This is a genomic window from Pseudomonas lactis (genome assembly GCF_001439845.1).
Taxonomy (GTDB): domain Bacteria; phylum Pseudomonadota; class Gammaproteobacteria; order Pseudomonadales; family Pseudomonadaceae; genus Aquipseudomonas; species Aquipseudomonas lactis.
Window position 1 is genome coordinate 495,380 of record NZ_JYLO01000001.1, and the last position, 20,279, is coordinate 515,658.

The following is a 20,279-nucleotide window of genomic DNA, read 5'->3' on the forward strand; positions in this document are numbered from 1 at the left end:
CGAAAAAACCCGCTTTCGCGGGTTTGATCTGAATTTGGTGCCCAGGAGAAGACTCGAACTTCCACGACCTTGCGATCACCAGCACCTGAAGCTGGCGTGTCTACCAATTTCACCACCTGGGCAGCATCAACAACGTTGCCGTCGTCGATGGCGCGCACTATACGGAGCGATATTTGAGCTGTAAACCCCTGCCATGAAAAAAGCCTGGAAAATTTCGCCAGTGGTCGTGCAAGGTGCGCGCCGGGGGTCGCAAAGAGCTTTTAAACGCTTGTTGATACCTGAAATTTCCCGTTTCAATACGCGTATGCCAAACTAACCCGCATATAGACAAGGTGAAAACTCTCTAATGGCCGATTGGCAGTCCCTCGATCCCGAGGCCGCTCGTGAAGCGGAAAAATATGAAAACCCTATTCCTAGCCGCGAACTGATCCTGGCGCACCTCGCCGATCGTGGTTCGCCTGCTAGCCGCGAGCAGCTGGTTGAAGAATTCGGTCTGACCACCGAAGACCAGCTCGAAGCCCTGCGCCGCCGTCTGCGTGCGATGGAGCGCGATGCTCAATTGATCTACACCCGTCGTGGCACTTACGCGCCGGTCGACAAGCTGGACCTGATCCTGGGTCGCATTGCCGGCCACCGTGATGGCTTCGGCTTCCTGATCCCGGACGACGGCAGCGACGACCTGTTCATGAGCCCGGCGCAAATGCGCCTGGTGTTCGATGGCGACCGTGCCCTGGCGCGGGTTTCTGGCCTGGACCGCCGTGGCCGCCGCGAAGGCGTGATCGTCGAAGTGGTGTCCCGTGCCCACGAATCTATCGTCGGCCGTTACTTCGAAGAAGGCGGCATCGGCTTCGTGGTGCCGGATAACCCGAAGGTGCAGCAGGAAGTGCTGATTACCCCGGGCCGTAATGGCGCGGCCAAGGTCGGCCAGTTCGTCGAGGTGAAAATCACCCACTGGCCTACTGCGCGCTTCCAACCCCAGGGCGATATCGTTGAAGTGGTCGGCAACTACATGGCGCCGGGCATGGAAATCGACGTGGCCTTGCGCACCTACGATATTCCTCACGTCTGGCCTGAGGCTGTGCTCAAAGAAGCGGCCAAGCTCAAGCCGGAAGTCGAAGAGAAAGACAAAGAAAAACGCATCGACCTGCGCCATCTGCCGTTCGTCACCATTGACGGCGAAGATGCCCGCGACTTCGACGATGCGGTCTACTGCGAAGCCAAGCCTGGCAAGCTGCGCCTGTTCTCCGGCGGCTGGAAGCTGTACGTGGCGATTGCCGACGTTTCCAGCTACGTGAAAATCGGTTCGGCCCTGGATAACGAAGCCCAGGTACGCGGCAACTCCGTGTACTTCCCTGAGCGCGTGATCCCGATGCTGCCCGAGCAGCTGTCCAACGGCCTGTGCTCCCTGAACCCGAAAGTCGACCGTTTGGCCATGGTGTGCGAGATGACCATCTCCAAAACCGGCGAAATGACCGACTACCAGTTCTACGAAGCAGTGATCCACTCCCAGGCACGCCTGACCTACAACAAGGTCAGCACCATCCTGGAAACGCCGAAGACCAGCGAGGCCAAGGCCCTGCGTACCGAGTACGCCGGCGTGGTGCCGCACCTCAAGCAGCTGTACTCGCTGTACAAGGTGTTGCTGGGTGCCCGTCATACCCGCGGCGCGATCGACTTTGAAACCCAGGAAACCCGCATTGTCTTCGGCTCCGAGCGCAAGATTGCGGCGATCACCCCGACCACCCGCAACGACGCGCACAAGCTGATCGAGGAGTGCATGCTGGCGGCCAACGTGGCCACTGCCGAGTTCCTCAAGAAGCACGAAATTCCTGCGTTGTACCGTGTGCACGACGGCCCGCCGCCGGAGCGCCTGGAAAAACTGCGCGCCTTCCTCGGCGAACTCGGCCTGTCCCTGCACAAAGGCAAGGACGGCCCGACGCCGAAGGATTACCAGGCCCTGCTGGCCAGCATCAAGGACCGTCCGGATTACCACGTGATCCAGACCGTGATGCTGCGCTCGCTGAGCCAGGCGGTGTACAGCGCCGATAACCAGGGCCACTTCGGCCTGAATTACGAGGCGTACACCCACTTCACTTCGCCGATTCGCCGTTACCCGGACTTGCTCACGCACCGGGCGATCCGCAGTGTGATCCATTCCAAGCAGAACACCCCGCACGTCAAGCGCGCCGGTGCCATGACCATTCCGAAAGCACGGATCTATCCGTACGACGAAGCGGCCCTGGAACAGCTGGGCGAGCAGTGCTCCATGAGCGAGCGCCGCGCTGACGAAGCCACCCGCGACGTGGTGAACTGGCTCAAGTGCGAGTTCATGAAGGATCGTGTGGGCGAGTCGTTCCCGGGTGTGATCACCGCCGTGACCGGTTTTGGCCTGTTCGTCGAGCTGACCGACATCTATGTCGAGGGCTTGGTGCACGTCACCGCTTTGCCGGGTGACTACTACCACTTCGACCCTGTGCATCACCGCCTGGCGGGCGAGCGCACCGGTCGCAGCTTCCGCTTGGGCGATACCGTTGAAGTACAGGTCATGCGCGTTGATCTGGACGAGCGCAAGATCGACTTCGGCATGCCTGACAAACCGGCTGAGCCAGCGGGTCGTAAAAAGCGTGGTGAAACCACAGCGCCTGCGTCCAAAGGCAAAACGGCCGCGGCGAAAACCACGGCCGAGCCAGCACCTGCCAAGGCCGGTCGTCGTTCTTCCGCCAAGGACAAGGCCCCTGAAGCCTACCGCCCAAGCGACGCCGCGGCGAAAAACGCCGAGCTGCGCAAGAGCCGCGAGTTGAAGCAGCAGTTGCTCAACGAAGCCAAAAGCGGTGGTAAAGCGGCGTCTGGGGGAAAGTCCCAAGGGGCGGAAAAACCGTCGAGCAAGCCAAGTAAACACCGTAAAGGCCCGCCAAAAGCGGGTTCGGCTCCCGCAAAAAGCGGCGGGTCGCGCAAACCTAAGGCCAAGTCATGAGTCTGGAAAAAATCTACGGCGTGCACGCCGTAGAAGCACTGCTGCGTCACCACCCCAAGCGCGTCAAACAGGTGTGGTTGGCCGAAGGTCGCAGCGAGCCGCGCGTACAGGCGCTGGTCGAGTTGGCCACCCAAAACAAGGTTGCCATCGGCCAGGCCGAACGTCGTGAAATGGACGTGTGGGTCGAAGGCGTTCACCAAGGCGTGGTGGCCGACGTCAGCCCGAGCCAGGTGTGGGGCGAGGCGATGCTCGACGAGTTGCTCGACCGTACCGAAGGCGCGCCGTTGCTCTTGGTGCTGGACGGCGTAACCGACCCGCACAACCTCGGCGCTTGCCTGCGCTCGGCGGATGCTGCCGGTGCGCTGGCCGTGATCGTGCCCAAGGACAAGTCCGCGACCCTGACGCCGGTGGTGCGTAAGGTCGCCTGCGGCGCGGCGGAAGTGATTCCGCTGGTGGCCGTGACCAACTTGGCGCGTACCCTGGAGAAGCTCCAGCAGCGCGGCCTGTGGGTCGTGGGCACGGCGGGGGAGGCGGAGGTCAGCATCTATGACCAGGACCTCACCGGCCCGACCATCCTGATCATGGGTGCCGAAGGCAAAGGCATGCGTCGCCTGACCCGTGAGCATTGCGATTACCTGGTGCACCTGCCGATGGCCGGTAGCGTCAGCAGCCTGAACGTGTCGGTGGCGACGGGTGTATGCCTGTTCGAGGCCCAGCGTCAGCGTGGTGCGAAAGCCAAGGCCAAGCCTAAGAAATGATCAAAATGTGGGAGCGGGCTTGCCCGCGATGACGGCGTGTCAGCTGGCAGAGATGTTGCCGGTGTCATGGTCATCGCAGGCAAGCCAGCTCCCACATTGGTTTTGTGGTGTTTATTTAAGATTGTTCAAATAATCACCAATCACCTTGCGCCCGTTCTCCCCCTTCTCTACAATTGCGCCCCTTGCCTTCCTGGCAGGCACCGATGTGCCTCCCCTGCGGCAAGATCCATAAGTGTCATTCACTCCTTGTCTGACCGTTTTTGAGCGGCAGGCTACAACCCGTAAGGAGCATTCATGCGTCATTACGAAATCATCTTTTTGGTCCACCCGGATCAAAGCGAGCAAGTCGGCGGCATGGTTGAGCGTTACACCAAGCTGATCGAAGAAGACGGCGGCAAAATCCACCGTCTGGAAGATTGGGGCCGTCGTCAACTGGCCTACGCAATCAACAATGTTCACAAGGCTCACTACGTGATGCTGAACGTTGAGTGCACTGGCAAGGCCCTGGCCGAGCTGGAAGACAACTTCCGTTACAACGATGCAGTGATCCGTAACCTGGTCATCCGTCGCGAAGAAGCCGTTACCGGCCAATCCGAGATGCTCAAGGCTGAAGAAAACCGCAGTGAGCGCCGTGAGCGTCGCGACCGTCCTGAAGAAGGCGCTGATGATAGCGTTGAAGACAGCGACAACAGCGATAACGCTGACGAGTAATCCACGGACCTTATTAAGGAGCCTATCAAATGGCACGTTTCTTCCGTCGTCGTAAATTCTGCCGTTTCACCGCTGAAGACGTGAAAGAGATCGATTACAAAGATCTCAACACTCTGAAAGCCTACGTATCCGAGACCGGCAAAATCGTTCCAAGCCGTATCACCGGTACCAAAGCACGTTATCAGCGTCAGCTGGCCACCGCTATCAAGCGCGCCCGCTTCCTGGCCCTGCTGGCCTACACCGACAGCCACGGCCGCTGAGACCGGGCAGTCGACAAGTAGTAAGGGATTGAATGCATGCGCGCCTTAGCTGAGTTCATCATGCGCGGTCGCGTGCAGGCCACTCTGGTAGTGGCTGGATGTGCGGCATTGCCGTTGCTTTATTGGTTGGGTGCTGCCGCAGGTTGCCTTGTGCTGCTGCGGCGCGGTTTGAAGGACGCCCTTGGCGTTCTTGCCCTGGGTTTGTTGCCGGCCTTGATCTGGTGGCTGCAAATGGGTGATCCACGGGTACTTCTGGTACTGCTGGGGTCATCGAGCCTTGCGTTGGTTTTGCGCGCAAGTGAGTCCTGGGTCCGTACGCTGCTGGTCAGCGTGGCATTGGGGTTGGTGTACTCAGTGATGCTTGGCGCGGCTTTCCGCCCGCAAATCGAGGCGCTGGCGCAGGAGATCGTCAAGATCCTGCCGTTGGCCCTCGGGGATCTCTACCAGCAGTTGTCGGTAGATGAGCGAGCGCGGTTTGCGTCACTGATTGCTCCGGTCCTGACCGGCCTGATTGCGGCTTTGTTGCAGGTCGTCAGCGTGCTGAGCCTGATTCTTGGGCGTTATTGGCAGGCGTTGTTGTACAACCCGGGTGGTTTTGGTCGCGAGTTTCGCAGTATCAGAATCCCAGCGGGGCCGGCGATGTTGCTGCTGGCGTGCATGGTTGTCGGGCCGAACTTCGGCCCACAGATGGCCTTGCTGGCGCCGATTTGCAGCGTACCGCTGGTGTTTGCCGGGCTGGCCCTGATTCATGGGCTTGCTGCGCAAAAGCGCCTGGCCAGGTTTTGGCTGGTGGGGTTGTACGTCACGCTGGTGCTGTTCATGCAACTGATCTATCCGTTACTCGTGGTCTTGGCCATTGTTGACAGCCTGATTGATTTTCGCGGTCGTCTGGCGTCGAAAGACGCCGATAACGCGAACGGTGAAGGTTAAAAGTTAGAGGATTTTCACATGCAACTGATCCTTCTGGAAAAAGTCGCCAACCTGGGCAACCTGGGCGACAAAGTGAACGTTAAGGCCGGCTACGGTCGTAACTACCTGCTGCCATACGGCAAAGCCACCGCTGCAACCGCTGCCAACCTGGCTGCGTTTGAAGAGCGTCGTGCTGAGCTGGAAAAAGCCGCAGCAGACAAAAAAGCGTCGGCCGAAACTCGCGCTGCCCAACTGGCTGAGCTGGAAGTGACTATCACTGCCACCGCTGGTGACGAAGGCAAGCTGTTCGGTTCGATCGGCACCCACGACATCGCTGATGCACTGACCGCCTCCGGCGTTGAAGTGCAGAAGAGCGAAGTTCGTCTGCCGAACGGCACCATCCGCAACGTAGGCGAATTCGACGTAGCCGTGCACCTGCACGCCGAAGTTGAAGCCACCGTACGCGTTGTCGTGGTAGCAGCTTAAGTCGCACCTAACTGACTGGCACCTCGCGTGCCAGGCGGTTAACATCGGGCACGATCCTGTTTACAGGTCGTGCCTTTTGTTTTTCTACACACCCCAAATTCCAAGTGGCCATGAACGAAATCTCCGCTCCTGAGCAATACGATCTACAAACCGCTGCCCTGAAGGTGCCACCGCATTCCATCGAGGCCGAACAGGCCGTGCTCGGTGGCTTGATGCTGGACAACAACGCCTGGGAACGCGTGCTGGATCAAGTCTCGGACGGTGATTTCTATCGCCATGACCACCGCCTGATCTTCCGCGCCATTGCCAAGCTGGCCGACCAGAACTCACCGATCGACGTGGTCACCCTGGCCGAGCAGTTGGACAAGGAAGGCCAGACCTCCCAAGTCGGCGGCCTGGGCTACCTCGGCGAGCTGGCAAAAAACACGCCGTCCGTCGCCAACATCAAGGCCTATGCCCAGATCGTCCGCGAGCGGGCCACGTTGCGCCAGTTGATCGGCATCAGCACCGAAATCGCCGACAGCGCCTTCAACCCCGAAGGCCGCACTGCCGCCGAGATCCTTGACGAAGCCGAGCGCCAGATCTTCCAGATCGCCGAGGCCCGGCCGAAAACCGGCGGCCCGGTCAGCGTCAACGACCTGCTGACCAAAGCCATCGACCGTATCGACACCCTGTTCAACACCGATGCGGCGATTACCGGTATTTCCACCGGTTACACCGACCTCGACGAAAAGACCAGCGGCCTGCAGCCGTCCGACTTGATCATCGTCGCCGGTCGTCCGTCCATGGGTAAGACCACCTTCGCGATGAACCTGGTGGAAAACGCCGTGTTGCGCAGCGACAAGGCGGTGCTGGTGTACTCCCTCGAGATGCCAGGCGAATCGTTGATCATGCGTATGCTCTCGTCGCTGGGGCGTATCGACCAGACCAAGGTGCGTTCCGGCCAGCTTGAAGACGACGACTGGCCGCGCCTGACCTCGGCGGTCAACCTGCTCAACGACCGCAAGCTGTTCATCGATGACACTGCCGGTATCAGCCCGTCCGAAATGCGCGCACGTACCCGTCGCCTGGTGCGTGAGCATGGCGACATCGCCCTGATCATGATCGACTACCTGCAGTTGATGCAGATCCCGGGTTCCAGCGGCGACAACCGTACCAACGAGATTTCTGAAATCTCCCGTTCCCTGAAGGCGCTGGCCAAGGAATTCAACTGTCCGGTGGTGGCGCTGTCTCAGCTCAACCGTTCCCTGGAACAACGTCCCAACAAGCGTCCGGTGAACTCCGACTTGCGGGAATCCGGAGCGATCGAGCAGGACGCCGACGTGATCATGTTCGTGTACCGCGACGAGGTGTACCACCCCGAGACGGAACACAAAGGCATTGCCGAAATCATCATCGGCAAGCAACGGAACGGCCCGATCGGGTTTATCCGGTTGGCGTTCATCGGCAAGTACACGCGTTTCGAGAACCTGGCGCCGGGCAGCTACAACTTCGACGACGACGAGTAGTTTCAAGCACCTGTAAGGGCTTCATCGCAGGCAAGCCAGCTCCCACCTTTGGGATGCATTCCCTTGTGGGAGCTGGCTTGCCTGCGATGGCGTCACCACAATTCCGACTACTGTCGTCGGAATTGGTCAAATTTTGTGCTATATTCCGCGCCCGCGATTTTTCATCTCCACACCGGTCACCGTCATGCAAACAGCCAAGCCGTTATTTGACTATCCCAAGTACTGGGCCGAATGTTTCGGTCCTGCGCCATTCCTGCCGATGAGCAGGGAGGAGATGGATCAGCTTGGCTGGGATTCGTGCGACATCATCATCGTCACCGGTGATGCCTATGTTGACCACCCCTCGTTCGGCATGGCGATCATCGGCCGGCTGCTGGAGTCCCAGGGCTTTCGCGTCGGGATCATCGCGCAACCGAACTGGCAGTCCAAAGACGACTTCATGAAGCTCGGCGAGCCGAACCTGTTCTTCGGCGTCGCGGCCGGCAACATGGACTCGATGATCAACCGCTACACCGCCGACAAGAAAATCCGCTCCGACGACGCCTACACCCCTGGCGGCATGGCCGGCAAACGCCCGGACCGTGCGAGCCTGGTGTACAGCCAGCGTTGCAAGGAAGCCTACAAGAACGTGCCGATCGTACTCGGCGGCATCGAAGCTTCCCTGCGCCGCATCGCCCACTACGACTACTGGCAAGACCGCGTGCGCAACTCGATCCTGATCGACGCCACCGCCGATATCCTGCTGTACGGTAACGCCGAGCGGGCCATCGTCGAGGTTGCCCAGCGCCTGTCGTGGGGCCACAAGATCGAAGATATCACCGATGTGCGCGGCACCGCGTTCATCCGCCGTGACACGCCGGCGGGCTGGTACGAAGTGGATTCCACGCGCATCGACCGTCCGGGCAAGATCGACAAGATCATCAACCCGTACGTGAATACCCAGGACACCCAGGCCTGCGCCATCGAGCAAGAAAAAGGCCCGGTGGATGACCCGGAAGAAGCCAAGGTTGTGCAGATCCTGGCCAGCCCGCGCATGACCCGTGACAAAACCGTGATCCGCCTGCCGTCGGTGGAAAAAGTCCGCGGTGACGCGGTGCTCTATGCCCACGCGAACCGCGTGTTGCACCTGGAAACCAACCCAGGCAACGCCCGCGCTCTGGTGCAGAAGCACGGTGAAGTGGACGTGTGGTTCAACCCGCCGCCCATTCCCATGACCACCGAAGAAATGGACTACGTGTTCGGCATGCCCTACGCCCGCGTACCGCACCCAGCGTATGGCAAGGAGAAGATCCCGGCCTACGACATGATCCGTTTCTCGGTGAACATCATGCGTGGCTGCTTCGGCGGCTGCACCTTCTGCTCGATCACCGAGCACGAAGGCCGCATCATCCAGAACCGTTCCGAAGAGTCGATCATTCGCGAGATCGAAGAGATCCGCGACAAAGTGCCGGGCTTCACCGGCGTGATCTCCGACCTCGGCGGCCCGACGGCGAACATGTACCGCATCGCCTGCAAGAGCCCGGAGATCGAATCCGCGTGCCGCAAGCCATCATGCGTGTTCCCTGGCATCTGCCCGAACCTGAACACCGACCACTCGTCGTTGATCCAGCTGTACCGCAGTGCCCGTGCGTTGCCGGGTGTGAAGAAGATCCTGATCGCTTCCGGCCTGCGCTACGACCTGGCCGTCGAATCGCCGGAGTACGTCAAAGAGCTGGTCACCCACCACGTCGGTGGCTACCTCAAGATCGCCCCGGAACATACCGAGGAAGGTCCGCTCAACCAGATGATGAAGCCGGGCATTGGCAGCTATGACAAGTTCAAGCGCATGTTCGAGAAGTACACCAAGGAAGCGGGCAAGGAGCAGTACCTGATCCCGTACTTCATCGCCGCCCACCCGGGCACCACCGATGAAGACATGATGAACCTGGCCCTGTGGCTCAAGGGCAATGGCTTTCGCGCCGACCAGGTGCAGGCGTTCTACCCGTCGCCTATGGCCACCGCCACCGCGATGTATCACTCGGGCAAGAACCCGCTGCGCAAGGTCACCTACAAGAGCGACGCGGTAACCATCGTCAAGAGCGAGGAGCAGCGCCGCCTGCACAAGGCGTTCCTGCGTTACCACGACCCGAAGGGCTGGCCGATGCTGCGTGAAGCATTGACCCGCATGGGCCGTGCCGACCTGATCGGGTCGGGCAAGGACCAGTTGATCCCGCTGCACCAGCCGTCCACCGACAGCTACCAGAGCGCCCGGCGCAAGAACTCGACGCCGGCGGGCAGCCATAAGGTCGCCAAGGAAACCACCACCAAGATCCTCACCCAGCATACCGGCCTGCCACCCCGTGGCAGCGACGGCAGCAACCCGTGGGACAAGCGCGAGCAAGCCAAGGCTGCGGCCCAGGCGCGCAACAAGCAGGCGGCCAAAGAGCGCAGCGATGCGGCCAAGGGCAAGGGCGGCAAGCCTACGCGCAAGCCGGTTGTGCCGCGTTGATCGACGCCTGAAATGCAAAACGCCAGCCTCGTGCTGGCGTTTTGCTTTCTGGTCGGTGCTGAGTCTGTTTGGTAAGGTGGCGCCCATTAGATTGCTATCGCAGGCAAGCCAGCTCCCACACTTGGAATGCATTCCCCTGTGGGAGCTGGCTTGCCTGCGATGAGGCCGGTCTGGGCACTCTCAATTTCAAGGAAGAACACTTATGGGCAACCCCTTGCTCAACATTGGCATGGACTCCAATCGCTCCCAATTCATGGCGCGCCAGCGCATTGAAAGCCAGATCAACCTGCCACGGCTGTTCGCCGTCATCGACGCCGACCCCAGCATCGTCGGTGCTGGTGTGGTGTACATCGACGCCGACTTCAACGTAATCACCCTGCGCGAATTCAAGCCCATCTGCAGCATCAAGCCCAAGCGCGTCATTTTGCGCGAGGCGCAGAAGTACATCTCGCCGGCGCAGTTTGTCGAGCAGGTGAAGACCGACCCCCGTGAAGGGCGCCTCCAGAAGGAAGCCTTTGATATGGGCCTTTCCTGTGGCGCAGCGGTGATCGGCTGGATCGTGGTGTTCAGTGGCAGCGTCGCCGTACCCTTCACCGCCGGCGCCAGTGCTTTTGTGGTGGGCATTGGCGTCACGGCCGCGCTGGCCAGCAGTGCTCAGTGCGGATTTGGCGTGGCCCGTACCTATAACGAGATCCTTGACCCGGATGCCAACGACCGCATGGACGACGCCCAGTGGTATGGCGCGGTGTCACCAATTCTCGATGCCGCGTCGCTGGTGGGTATTGGAACGGGCGCCTTCACCACATTAAGGCTGCTCAAGGCCAAAAAAGCCGCTGCGTTGGGCAAGAGCTGGTATGAGTTGCTCAAGGGCTTGAATCGCCAGGAGCGCAAGAAATTGACCCAGGAATTGCTCAGCCTCAAAGACCCGAGCCTGACCCCCAAGTTGCTCAAGTTGCAGCAGCGCGCCGGCACGTTGCCCAAGCGCTACAGCTCCACGGAAATCCGTCATGCCACGCTCACCCAGCTCAAGGACGCCTTGGGCGGCATGTTGGGTATCTGGGGCAGCTATCGGACCGGTCACGTCGGCTCGGCGTCGACGCTTGCCATTGGCCTGTATGAGGAACTGACAGAATGAAGGGGTTTCCCGATAGGCGTAGTTTCCTTGCGCGTTATTTTCCGGTGTTCATGGGCACCATCTTCATGGCGATTTTTTCCGGTTCAGTCGCCGTGTCCACCGCGGGCGTGACCTATTTGCGCGGGGTTGAGCCGGCGCTCAAAACCGATTACTCCGGGGCTGCAATCCTGGTGCTGGTGGCGGTGCTGGTGTTTGGCAATGTGATGATCGCACGCGGGTATCCCTGGGCAACCCGGCTGGTGGCGGGTTACCTGGTGTGTTGCCTGCTGTTTGTGTTGCCGATGATTCAATACGGCCTCAATACCCTGGTGTACGGCTCGGCGGTGTTGTTTCCGCTGCTGGGTTTGTTGCTGCTCAACAGCAAGCGCCATCGTGAAATGCGCCAGCGATTACTCGAAATACGTCACCTGCGTCGGGCGGCGATTGCGCAACGCAAGGCCCGTTGATTAGGTAGGTTTATTGGCGGTAGGTGGCCTGTTTGTTAGGGTGGCGCCCATCAGATTGCTATCGCAGGCAAGCCAGCTCCCACAGGGGAATGCATTTCAAGTGTGGGAGCTGGCTTGCCTGCGATGAGGCCGGTCTGGGCACTTTCAATGTCAAGGAAGAACACTTATGGGCAACTCCTTGTTCAACATCGGCATGGATTCCAACCGCTCTCAATTTATGGCGCGCCAGCGCATCGAGAGCCTGATCAACCTGCCACGGCTGTTCGCCGCCATCGATGCCGACCCCGCCATTGTCGGTGCAGGTGTTGTGTATATCGATGCCGATTTCAACGTTGTCACCCTGCGCGAATTTCAGCCCATCTGCAGCATCGCACCCAAGCGTTTGATCCTGCGTGAGGCGCAGAAGTACATCGCGCCAACGCAATTCGCTCAGCAGGTGCAAGACAATCCGCGTGAGTCCCGCTTGGTGGGCGAAGCGGTCAATACCACGCTATCGTGTGCCGGCGCGGTCATCGGTTGGATTGTGGTGCTCAGTGGTTCCGTCGCAGTTCCGTTTTCGGCGGGGGCCAGTTCGGTGGTCGTGGCGCTCGGCTATACGGCCGCGGCAGCCAGTTCTGTGCAGTGCTTTGCCAGCGGCTATCGCACCGTCAATGAGATCCGCAACCCCGCGCGAAATGATCAGCTCGACAGTGAGGAATGGTACCAATACACCATGATTGCCCTGGACGCGGCGTCGTTGGTTGGGGTGGGCTCATCGGCATTGGCAACGGTCAAGCTGGTGCGGTTGAATAAGGCCTCTACCGGGAAAAGTGTGAGAGAGGTGCTCAGGGGCCTGAATCGACAGGAGCGCGCCAAGTTGACCAAAGAGCTGCTGAGCATCAACGACCCACGCTTGACGTCCAAGATGATCAAGTTAAAGCAGTTGTCGGGCGAGTTGCCTAAGCGGTTCACGCCCACCGAGGTCAAGCATGCAACGGTCACGCAGATCAAGGACGCGTTGGGCGCAGCCATCGGTTTTACCGGTAGTGCGGTGTCAGGGAACGTGCGCACAATTGCCATAGGGCTGTATGAGGAGGCCGAGCAATGAACGAGCTGCCTAGCATTCGCAGTTTTCTGTCGACGTATTTCCCCGTCTTTGTGGGGGCGATATTTGTCTGCATTTTCACCCTCGTGTTTGCGGTTCCGGTGTTCTTCGATAGCTATATGCCAAGCCTGTCCATGGCAGATAACGCCAAGTACTCCTTCCTGGTGGGTATCGCACTCACGCTAGTCATTGTGCACTGCAATTTCATGATTGCACGCGGGCGTCCCCAATGGATGTGGCCGCTAGTGTTGCTGTTGGGGGGATGCTTTCTGGGTGTATTGCCAACACTCAATGATCAACCGAACGGGGTGGTATATGCCTTGAGCCTGGTGTTTCCATTACTTGGGCTGTTGCTGTTCAACAGCAAACGTCACCGTGAAATGCGCCAGAAACTGGTTGAAGTCCGCTGCCTGCGCCAGGCCATGATTGCCCAACACAAACACCATTGATTGGGTAGATTCACCACCTGCCCTCAGCCCGGCGCTACAAATGTGTGCAGCGCATGCACCATAGCCACAACGTTGGCGCCGTTTTGGTGCTGTACTGCACCGGGCCCGACGTTTTAGTGCAATGACTGCTGCTGTGGCATAAGTCTTGCGCGCGTTGTGCTTATGCCCTGGCTCGCAGGAGGCCGCCGTGTCGATTCATGTCGCGTTGCACCACGTTACGCATTACCGCTACGACCGTGCTGTTGAACTCGGCCCACAGATCGTTCGGCTACGCCCGGCGGCCCATAGCCGTACGCGGATTTTGTCCTACGCGCTGAAAGTGCTGCCGGAGCAGCATTTCATCAACTGGCAGCAAGACCCTCAGGGTAATTACCTGGCGCGCCTGGTATTCCCGGAAAAGACCGATGAGTTGCGCATTGAGGTCGACCTCGTCGCCGAAATGGCGGTATTCAACCCGTTCGATTTTTTCCTCGAACCCTACGCCGAAAAAATCCCCTTCAGCTACGCCGCCGATGAGCAGCGCGAGCTGGCGCCATACTTGGAAACCTTGCCGCTGACGCCAAAGTTTGCCGCCTATTTGGCCGGCATCGACCGCACGCCGCTGCCCGCTGTGGATTTCCTGGTAGGCCTCAATCAGCGCCTGGCCGCCGATATTGGGTACCTGATTCGCATGGAACCGGGCGTGCAAACCCCGGAATTCACGCTGGAAAATGCGTCCGGCTCCTGCCGCGACTCGGCCTGGTTACTGGTGCAATTGCTGCGCAACCTCGGGTTGGCGGCGCGATTTGTCTCCGGTTACCTGATCCAGCTCACCGCCGACGTCAAAGCCCTCGACGGCCCGTCCGGTACCGAGGTGGATTTCACCGACCTGCACGCCTGGTGTGAAGTGTATTTGCCCGGCGCTGGCTGGATTGGCCTGGATGCCACGTCCGGGTTGTTTGCCGGTGAAGGGCACATCCCTTTGGCCTGCAGTCCCGATCCATCGTCCGCCGCGCCGATCAGTGGGTTGGTGGAGCCGTGCGAGTGCGAATTCACCCACGAGATGTCGGTGGAGCGCATTTGGGAAGCGCCACGGGTGACCAAGCCCTATACCGAAGAACAATGGCTGGCGATCCAGGCCCTGGGCCGGCAGATTGATGGCGACCTGCTCAAGGACGACGTACGCCTGACCATGGGCGGCGAGCCAACCTTCGTCTCTATCGACGACCCCGACGGTGCCGAGTGGAACACCGCAGCCCTGGGCCCGGACAAACGTCGCCTGTCGGCCGAGCTGTTCCAGCGCCTGCGCCAGCACTATGCGCCCAAGGGCCTGGTGCATTTCGGCCAAGGCAAGTGGTACCCCGGCGAGCAACTGCCGCGCTGGTCGCTCAATTGCTACTGGCGCCGCGACGGCGTGCCGATCTGGCACAACAGTGCGCTGATTGCCGATGAGCAAGAGGACTATGGCGCCGATGGGGTGATGGCCGGGCGTTTCCTGGCCAGCGTCGCCGAGCGCCTCAAACTACCGGCGCGCTTTGTGTTCCCGGCGTTCGAAGACAATTTCTACTACCTATGGCGCGAAGGGGCGCTGCCCCAGAACGTCACTGCCCAGGACCCGCGCCTGAGCGACGACCTGGAGCGTGAGCGCCTGCGCAAAGTGTTCAGCCAGGGCCTGGATAAAGTCATCGGCCAGGTGCTGCCGCTGGCACGCACGGCGGCCAATGACCGCTGGCAGAGTGGGCGTTGGTACCTTCGCGACAACCATTGCCGCCTGGTGCCGGGGGATTCGCCGCTGGGCTATCGCCTGCCGCTCGCTTCGCAGCCCTGGGTGACGGCGGCGGAGTATCCGTTTGTGCATCCGACCGACCCTAACCAGGATCAGCCGGATCTGCCGACCAGCGCCCAGTTGCAAAACCATGGCGAGCCCGCGCCGGTTGATGAGCGTGTGCCCAAGATTGACGAATCCGCCGACTGGTTGACCCGTACCGCGCTGTGCGCCGAAGCACGGGAAGGGCGCCTGTACCTGTTTATGCCGCCGCTGGAGCGCGTCGAGGATTACCTGGAGTTGGTGACTGCCATTGAGGCCACCGCCGAAGAGCTGCATTGCCCGGTACTGCTGGAAGGCTACGAGCCGCCAGCGGATACGCGCCTGAGCAATTTCCGAGTGACGCCAGACCCTGGTGTCATCGAGGTCAACGTACAGCCGTCCGCCACCTGGGACGAGTTGGTAGAACGCACCGAATTCCTCTACGAAGAGGCCCGGCAAACCCGCCTGACCACCGAGAAGTTCATGATCGACGGGCGCCATACCGGCACCGGTGGCGGTAACCACTTCGTGCTGGGCGGTGCGACGCCCAAGGATTCGCCCTTCCTGCGCCGGCCGGACCTGCTACGCAGCCTGATCAGCTACTGGCACAACCACCCGTCGTTGTCCTATTTGTTCTCCGGCCTGTTTATCGGCCCCACCTCCCAGGCGCCCCGGGTAGATGAGGCGCGCAACGATGCGCTGTATGAACTGGAGATCGCCTTTGCGCAGATGCCGGAGCCAGGCGAGGAGTGCCCGCCGTGGCTGGTGGACCGCCTGTTGCGCAACCTGCTGATCGACGTGACGGGTAATACCCATCGCGCCGAATTCTGTATCGACAAACTTTACTCACCGGACGGCGCCACTGGCCGCCTGGGGCTGCTGGAACTGCGCGCCTTTGAAATGCCGCCCCATGCGCGCATGAGCCTGACCCAGCAGTTGTTGCTGCGGGCGCTGGTCGCGCGGTTCTGGCGCGAGCCCTATGCGCCGCCGAAGCTGGCGCGCTGGGGCACTGAACTGCATGACCGTTTCCTGTTGCCGCACTTTATCGAGCAGGACTTTGCCGACGTGATCGTCGAGCTGAACGCGGCCGGCTACCCACTGCGGGCCGAATGGTTCGCGGCGCATCTGGAGTTTCGTTTCCCCAAGGTGGGCGACTACGCCGTCAGCGGTATCGAACTGGAACTGCGCCAGGCCTTGGAGCCTTGGCATGTGCTGGGCGAGGAGGGGGCGGTGGGTGGCACGGTGCGCTATGTGGATTCGTCCCTGGAGCGCCTGCAAGTGAAGTTGAGCGGGTTGCCACCGCAACGCTACCTGCTGACCTGCAATGGCGTGCCGGTGCCGCTGCAAGCGACCGGCCGCGTCGGCGAGTTCGTGGCGGGCGTGCGTTACCGCGCCTGGCAGCCGGCCAACTGCCTGCAACCGACCATCCCCGTGCATGCGCCGCTGGTATTTGACCTGCTCGACACCTGGATGCAGCGTTCGTTGGGCGGCTGCCAATACCATGTGGCGCACCCGGGCGGGCGCAATTACGACAGCCTGCCGGTGAATGCCAATGAGGCGGAGAGCCGGCGCATGGCGCGGTTTTTCCGCTTGGGGCATAGCCCGGGCAAGCTGCCAGTGCCGACTGTAACGGTAAACGATGAATTGCCAATGACGCTGGATTTGCGGCGTTTCAAAAAAAATAAGGAATGAACATGATTTAAGTGTGGGAGCTGGCTTGCCTGCGATAGCGGTGGTTTAGTCGATAATTCTGGTGACTGATACACCGCTATCGCAGGCAAGCCAGCTCCCACATTGGATAGCAGTGAATTTGAGTTAACCTGACTTCCCTTGCCTCTGCCGAGCGTTCCATGTCCGACTTGCTCGACCGTTACCCGCTGACCGCGGGCACCTATCACGAACTGCTGGATGCCAGCGGCGCCGTGCGTGCCCATTGGCGACGCTTGTTCGATCACCTGCAACGCAGCACGCCCGCACAACTGGCCCAGCGCCAGGCGTTGCTGACGCGCCAGATCCAGGAAAACGGCGTGACTTACAACGTCTACGCCGACCCCAAGGGTGCCGATCGCCCCTGGGAGCTGGACCTGTTGCCCCATGTGCTGGCCGCCGAGGAATGGCAGCAACTGTCGGCCGGCATCGCCCAGCGTGCGCGCCTGCTCAATGCGGTGCTGGCCGACCTGTATGGCCCGCAGCGCCTGATCAAGGAAGGCTTGCTGCCGGCCGAACTGGTGTTCGGGCATAACAATTTTCTGTGGCCGTGCCAGGGTATCCAGCCGCCCGACGGTGCGTTCCTGCATCTGTACGCGGTCGACCTGGCGCGCACCCCGGATGGCCGCTGGTGGGTCACCGCCGACCGCACCCAAGCCCCGTCGGGCGCCGGCTACGCCCTGGAAAACCGCACCATCGTGTCCCGCGCCTTCCCGGACCTGTACCGGGATATGCAGGTGCAGCACCTCACCGGGTTCTTTCGCACGTTGCAGGAAACCCTGGCGCGCCAGGCCCCTGGCGATGACCAGCCGCCACTGATCGTGTTGCTCACGCCGGGGCGTTTCAACGAAAGCTATTTCGAACACCTGTACCTGGCGCGCCAGCTCGGCTACCCCTTGGTCGAGGGCGGCGACCTCACCGTGCGCGACAGCACCGTGTTCCTGAAAACCCTCAGCGGCCTGCGCCGGGTACACGCGATCATGCGTCGCCTTGATGATGATTTCTGCGACCCGCTGGAGCTGCGCACCGACTCGGCGCTCGGCGTGCCGGGCCTGCTCGACGCCGTGCGCCAAGGCAATGTGCTGGTGGCCAATGCCTTGGGCAGTGGTGTGCTGGAATCCCCAGGGTTACTGGGCTTTCTGCCCAAGATCAACGAATTTTTATTCGGTGAAGCCTTGATCCTGCCGTCGATTGCCACCTGGTGGTGCGGCGAAGCGCCGGTGCTTGCCGAAGCCCTGGAGAAGCTGCCGGAGCTGTTGATCAAGCCGGCATTCCCCTCGCAAAGTTTCGCGCCAGTGTTTGGTCGCGACCTTGATGATGAACAGCGTCAGGCCCTGGCCGAACGTATGCGTGCGCGGCCCTATGCCTATGTCGCCCAAGAGTTGGCGCAACTGTCTCAGGCGCCGGTCTGGCACACCGTGGATGACCACCTGCAACACCGCGCCATCGGCATGCGTGTCTACGCCGTGGCCAGTGATGACGGTTATCGGGTGCTGCCCGGCGGCCTGACCCGCGTGGCGGCCGACGCTGATGCCGAAGTGGTGTCGATGCAGCGCGGCGGGGCGAGCAAGGACACCTGGGTGCTCGGCGAACGCGCGCCGGGTGGCGAGCAGTGGCGCGCCCAACGCACCATTGGCGCCTATGACCTGGTGCGCCGCGATCCCTATCTGCCCTCGCGCGTGGTGGAAAACCTGTTCTGGTTCGGTCGTTACTGCGAGCGCTGCGACGACAGTGCGCGCTGGCTGCGTATCGTACTGGCGCGGTATGTCGATGGCGATGATCCGCTGGCGCTGCAGGCCGCCGTCGAACTCGGCGAAAGCCTGCGCCTGTTGCCGGAGGAGGGCGAGTTGCCGGAGCGTCTGCTCGCGGCCTTGCTGGGTGATGACTGGCCTTCAAGCCTGCGCGCCAATTTGCAGCGCTTGCAGTGGGCGGCGTCCCAGGTGCGCGGTAAGTTGTCCCGGGAAAACTGGCAGGCCCTGGTGGAGTTGCAACGCGAAGCCATTGAGCTGGAAAGCGACGCTGCGGACTTTGGCGAGCTGCTCGACTTTCTCAACCGCTTAGTGATGTCCCTGGCGGCGCTGTCGGGGTTTGCCCTGGACGACATGACCCGCGATGAAGGCTGGCGCTTCTTGATGATGGGCCGGCGTATCGAGCGTCTGCAATTTCTGAGCAGCAGCCTTGCGGCGTTCCTGCGCGGCGTGGCGGTATTCGATCAGGCCGGGCTGGAATGGTTGCTGGAGCTGGGCAACAGCAGCATCACCTACCGCTCGCGCTACCTGGCAGTGCCGCAGTTGATCCCGGTGCTCGACCTGCTGCTGCTCGACGAGCAGAACCCCCATGCGGTGCTGTTCCAGCTCAAGTTGGTGAGCCGCACCCTGCGCCGTCTCAATGATGATTTTGGCGTGCCCCGTGAAACCGGGCTGGCGCCTTTGGTCGAGCGCCTGGCGCGCTTTGACCTGGGCTGCCTGGAGAACGGCCTGTTTGGCGAAACCAGCGTGCGTGCCGCCGTGGACGGCCTGGCCGACTTGCTGCAAGCGGTGGCCGATGAAAGCGGGCAAGTGTCGGATCGCCTGGCGTTGCGCCATTTTGCCCACGTCGATGATGTCAGTCAGCAAACGGTGTCGGTGTAATGAGCGCGCGCTACCAGATTTTCCACGATACCCATTACCACTACGACAGCCCGGTGTCCCTGGCCCAGCAACTGGCGCACCTCTGGCCAAGGCCGTGCGCCTGGCAGAAGTGCACCTGGCAGCAGTTGGATATCAGCCCGGAACCCACCTCGCGCCGCGATGAGCTGGACGTGTTCGGCAACCCGATCACTCGCTTGGCGTTCGAACGGCCCCATGATGAATTGCTGGTGAACGCCGGGCTCACCGTGGAAGTACTGGCGCGGCCCGCTCTGGACTTCCAGCGCTCGCCGCCCTGGGACCACACCCGTGACAGCCTGACCTACAGCAGCCAGCCCCTGAGCGCCGAGCTGATCGAAGCCTGCCGCTATCGCTTCGAGTCGCCCTATGTGCATCTGAAGAAAACCTTCGTCGAGTTCTCCGAAAGCTGCTTCCCGCCCGGCGAGCCTTTACTGCTGGGCACGCAGGCATTGATGGAGAAGATCTTCAGCGAATTTACCTTCGATGCCGAAGCCACCCAGGTCGCCACACCGCTGGTGGAAGTGCTGGAGCGCCGTCGCGGCGTGTGCCAGGACTTCGCTCACCTGATGCTTGCCTGCCTGCGTTCCCGTGGCCTGGCGGCGCGCTATATCAGCGGCTACCTGCTCACCCAGCCACCGCCCGGCCAACCACGGCTGATTGGCGCGGATGCGTCCCATGCGTGGGTCTCGGTGTTTTGCCCGGTATCAGGCTGGGTGGATTTTGACCCGACCAACAATGTGCAGCCGGCGCTGGAGCACATCACCCTGGCCTGGGGCCGGGATTTCTCTGATGTGTCGCCGTTGCGGGGGGTGATTCTGGGGGGAGGCAGCCACGACCCGGAGGTGCGGGTGACGGTGATGCCGCTGGAATGAAAAACGATCATTCCCACGCTCTGCGTGGGAATGCCTGCTGTGACGCTCTGCGTCACCC

Annotated in this window: 15 protein-coding genes and 1 tRNA gene; 15 read left to right on the forward strand and 1 reads right to left on the reverse strand. The window is 61.2% G+C overall.

Annotated elements, in window-relative coordinates:
- Window positions 1–35: 35 nt before the first annotated feature.
- Window positions 36–122 (reverse strand) — tRNA-Leu (locus TX24_RS02065).
- A 224-nt stretch (window positions 123–346) separates the two neighbouring features.
- On the opposite strand from TX24_RS02065, the gene rnr reads away from it, so the two are divergent.
- From rnr to TX24_RS02140, 15 genes are all read left to right on the forward strand, one after another.
- A complete protein-coding gene (gene rnr, locus TX24_RS02070) occupies window positions 347–2,974 on the forward strand; it encodes a ribonuclease R (protein ID WP_003188072.1) in 2,628 nt (875 codons plus the stop codon).
- Complete coding sequence (gene rlmB, locus TX24_RS02075; protein ID WP_003188074.1) at window positions 2,971–3,732, forward strand: 23S rRNA (guanosine(2251)-2'-O)-methyltransferase RlmB; 762 nt, start codon at window positions 2,971–2,973, stop codon at window positions 3,730–3,732. Before rnr ends, rlmB begins: the two co-directional genes overlap by 4 nt.
- 294 nt (window positions 3,733–4,026) lie before the next feature.
- Complete coding sequence (gene rpsF / locus TX24_RS02080; RefSeq protein WP_034134759.1) at window positions 4,027–4,443, forward strand: 30S ribosomal protein S6; 417 nt, start codon at window positions 4,027–4,029, stop codon at window positions 4,441–4,443.
- 29 nt (window positions 4,444–4,472) lie between these two features.
- Window positions 4,473–4,703 carry a 30S ribosomal protein S18 gene (gene rpsR, locus TX24_RS02085; protein WP_002551829.1) on the forward strand — a complete coding sequence of 77 codons (231 nt, stop codon included), beginning with the start codon at window positions 4,473–4,475 and terminating at the stop codon, window positions 4,701–4,703.
- A 36-nt stretch (window positions 4,704–4,739) separates the two neighbouring features.
- Complete coding sequence (locus TX24_RS02090; RefSeq protein WP_003188077.1) at window positions 4,740–5,633, forward strand: YybS family protein; 894 nt, start codon at window positions 4,740–4,742, stop codon at window positions 5,631–5,633.
- Between the two features lie 18 nt (window positions 5,634–5,651).
- Window positions 5,652–6,098, forward strand: coding sequence for a 50S ribosomal protein L9 (rplI, locus tag TX24_RS02095; RefSeq protein ID WP_003171376.1), 447 nt, complete (start codon window positions 5,652–5,654; stop codon window positions 6,096–6,098).
- A 110-nt stretch (window positions 6,099–6,208) separates the two neighbouring features.
- On the forward strand, window positions 6,209–7,606 hold the full coding sequence (gene dnaB, locus TX24_RS02100) for a replicative DNA helicase (RefSeq protein ID WP_003188079.1): 1,398 nt from the start codon (window positions 6,209–6,211) through the stop codon (window positions 7,604–7,606).
- A gap of 184 nt (window positions 7,607–7,790) precedes the next feature.
- A complete protein-coding gene (locus TX24_RS02105) occupies window positions 7,791–10,094 on the forward strand; it encodes a YgiQ family radical SAM protein (RefSeq protein WP_003188080.1) in 2,304 nt (767 codons plus the stop codon).
- A 202-nt stretch (window positions 10,095–10,296) separates the two neighbouring features.
- Entirely contained in the window at window positions 10,297–11,229 is a 933-nt protein-coding gene (locus TX24_RS02110) for an Ssp4 family T6SS effector (protein ID WP_014716676.1), read from the forward strand.
- Window positions 11,226–11,675 (forward strand): hypothetical protein, encoded by a 450-nt coding sequence (locus TX24_RS02115; protein ID WP_003188083.1) that lies wholly within the window; start codon window positions 11,226–11,228, stop codon window positions 11,673–11,675. The genes TX24_RS02110 and TX24_RS02115 overlap by 4 nt, the downstream gene beginning before the upstream one ends.
- 166 nt (window positions 11,676–11,841) lie before the next feature.
- Window positions 11,842–12,762 (forward strand): Ssp4 family T6SS effector, encoded by a 921-nt coding sequence (locus TX24_RS02120; RefSeq protein ID WP_003188084.1) that lies wholly within the window; start codon window positions 11,842–11,844, stop codon window positions 12,760–12,762.
- Window positions 12,759–13,208 (forward strand): hypothetical protein, encoded by a 450-nt coding sequence (locus tag TX24_RS02125; protein WP_034134761.1) that lies wholly within the window; start codon window positions 12,759–12,761, stop codon window positions 13,206–13,208. The genes TX24_RS02120 and TX24_RS02125 overlap by 4 nt, the downstream gene beginning before the upstream one ends.
- Before the next feature lie 187 nt (window positions 13,209–13,395).
- Window positions 13,396–16,686, forward strand: a complete 3,291-nt coding sequence (locus tag TX24_RS02130; RefSeq protein ID WP_057709615.1) for a transglutaminase family protein — start codon at window positions 13,396–13,398, stop codon at window positions 16,684–16,686.
- A gap of 158 nt (window positions 16,687–16,844) precedes the next feature.
- Window positions 16,845–19,331, forward strand: coding sequence for a circularly permuted type 2 ATP-grasp protein (locus TX24_RS02135; RefSeq protein ID WP_003188088.1), 2,487 nt, complete (start codon window positions 16,845–16,847; stop codon window positions 19,329–19,331).
- Entirely contained in the window at window positions 19,331–20,221 is an 891-nt protein-coding gene (locus TX24_RS02140; RefSeq protein ID WP_003188089.1) for a transglutaminase family protein, read from the forward strand. Before TX24_RS02135 ends, TX24_RS02140 begins: the two co-directional genes overlap by 1 nt.
- Window positions 20,222–20,279 lie beyond the last annotated feature (58 nt).

Bases quoted from the DNA above. Each gene is read 5' to 3' on its own strand.
- rnr (WP_003188072.1), top strand. From the start codon at position 347: ATGGCCGATTGGCAGTCCCTCGATCCCGAGGCCGCTCGTGAAGCGGAA.
- rlmB (WP_003188074.1), top strand. From the start codon at position 2,971: ATGAGTCTGGAAAAAATCTACGGCGTGCACGCCGTAGAAGCACTGCTG.
- rpsF (WP_034134759.1), top strand. From the start codon at position 4,027: ATGCGTCATTACGAAATCATCTTTTTGGTCCACCCGGATCAAAGCGAG.
- rpsR (WP_002551829.1), top strand. From the start codon at position 4,473: ATGGCACGTTTCTTCCGTCGTCGTAAATTCTGCCGTTTCACCGCTGAA.
- TX24_RS02090 (WP_003188077.1), top strand. From the start codon at position 4,740: ATGCGCGCCTTAGCTGAGTTCATCATGCGCGGTCGCGTGCAGGCCACT.
- rplI (WP_003171376.1), top strand. From the start codon at position 5,652: ATGCAACTGATCCTTCTGGAAAAAGTCGCCAACCTGGGCAACCTGGGC.
- dnaB (WP_003188079.1), top strand. From the start codon at position 6,209: ATGAACGAAATCTCCGCTCCTGAGCAATACGATCTACAAACCGCTGCC.
- TX24_RS02105 (WP_003188080.1), top strand. From the start codon at position 7,791: ATGCAAACAGCCAAGCCGTTATTTGACTATCCCAAGTACTGGGCCGAA.
- TX24_RS02110 (WP_014716676.1), top strand. From the start codon at position 10,297: ATGGGCAACCCCTTGCTCAACATTGGCATGGACTCCAATCGCTCCCAA.
- TX24_RS02115 (WP_003188083.1), top strand. From the start codon at position 11,226: ATGAAGGGGTTTCCCGATAGGCGTAGTTTCCTTGCGCGTTATTTTCCG.
- TX24_RS02120 (WP_003188084.1), top strand. From the start codon at position 11,842: ATGGGCAACTCCTTGTTCAACATCGGCATGGATTCCAACCGCTCTCAA.
- TX24_RS02125 (WP_034134761.1), top strand. From the start codon at position 12,759: ATGAACGAGCTGCCTAGCATTCGCAGTTTTCTGTCGACGTATTTCCCC.
- TX24_RS02135 (WP_003188088.1), top strand. From the start codon at position 16,845: ATGTCCGACTTGCTCGACCGTTACCCGCTGACCGCGGGCACCTATCAC.
- TX24_RS02140 (WP_003188089.1), top strand. From the start codon at position 19,331: ATGAGCGCGCGCTACCAGATTTTCCACGATACCCATTACCACTACGAC.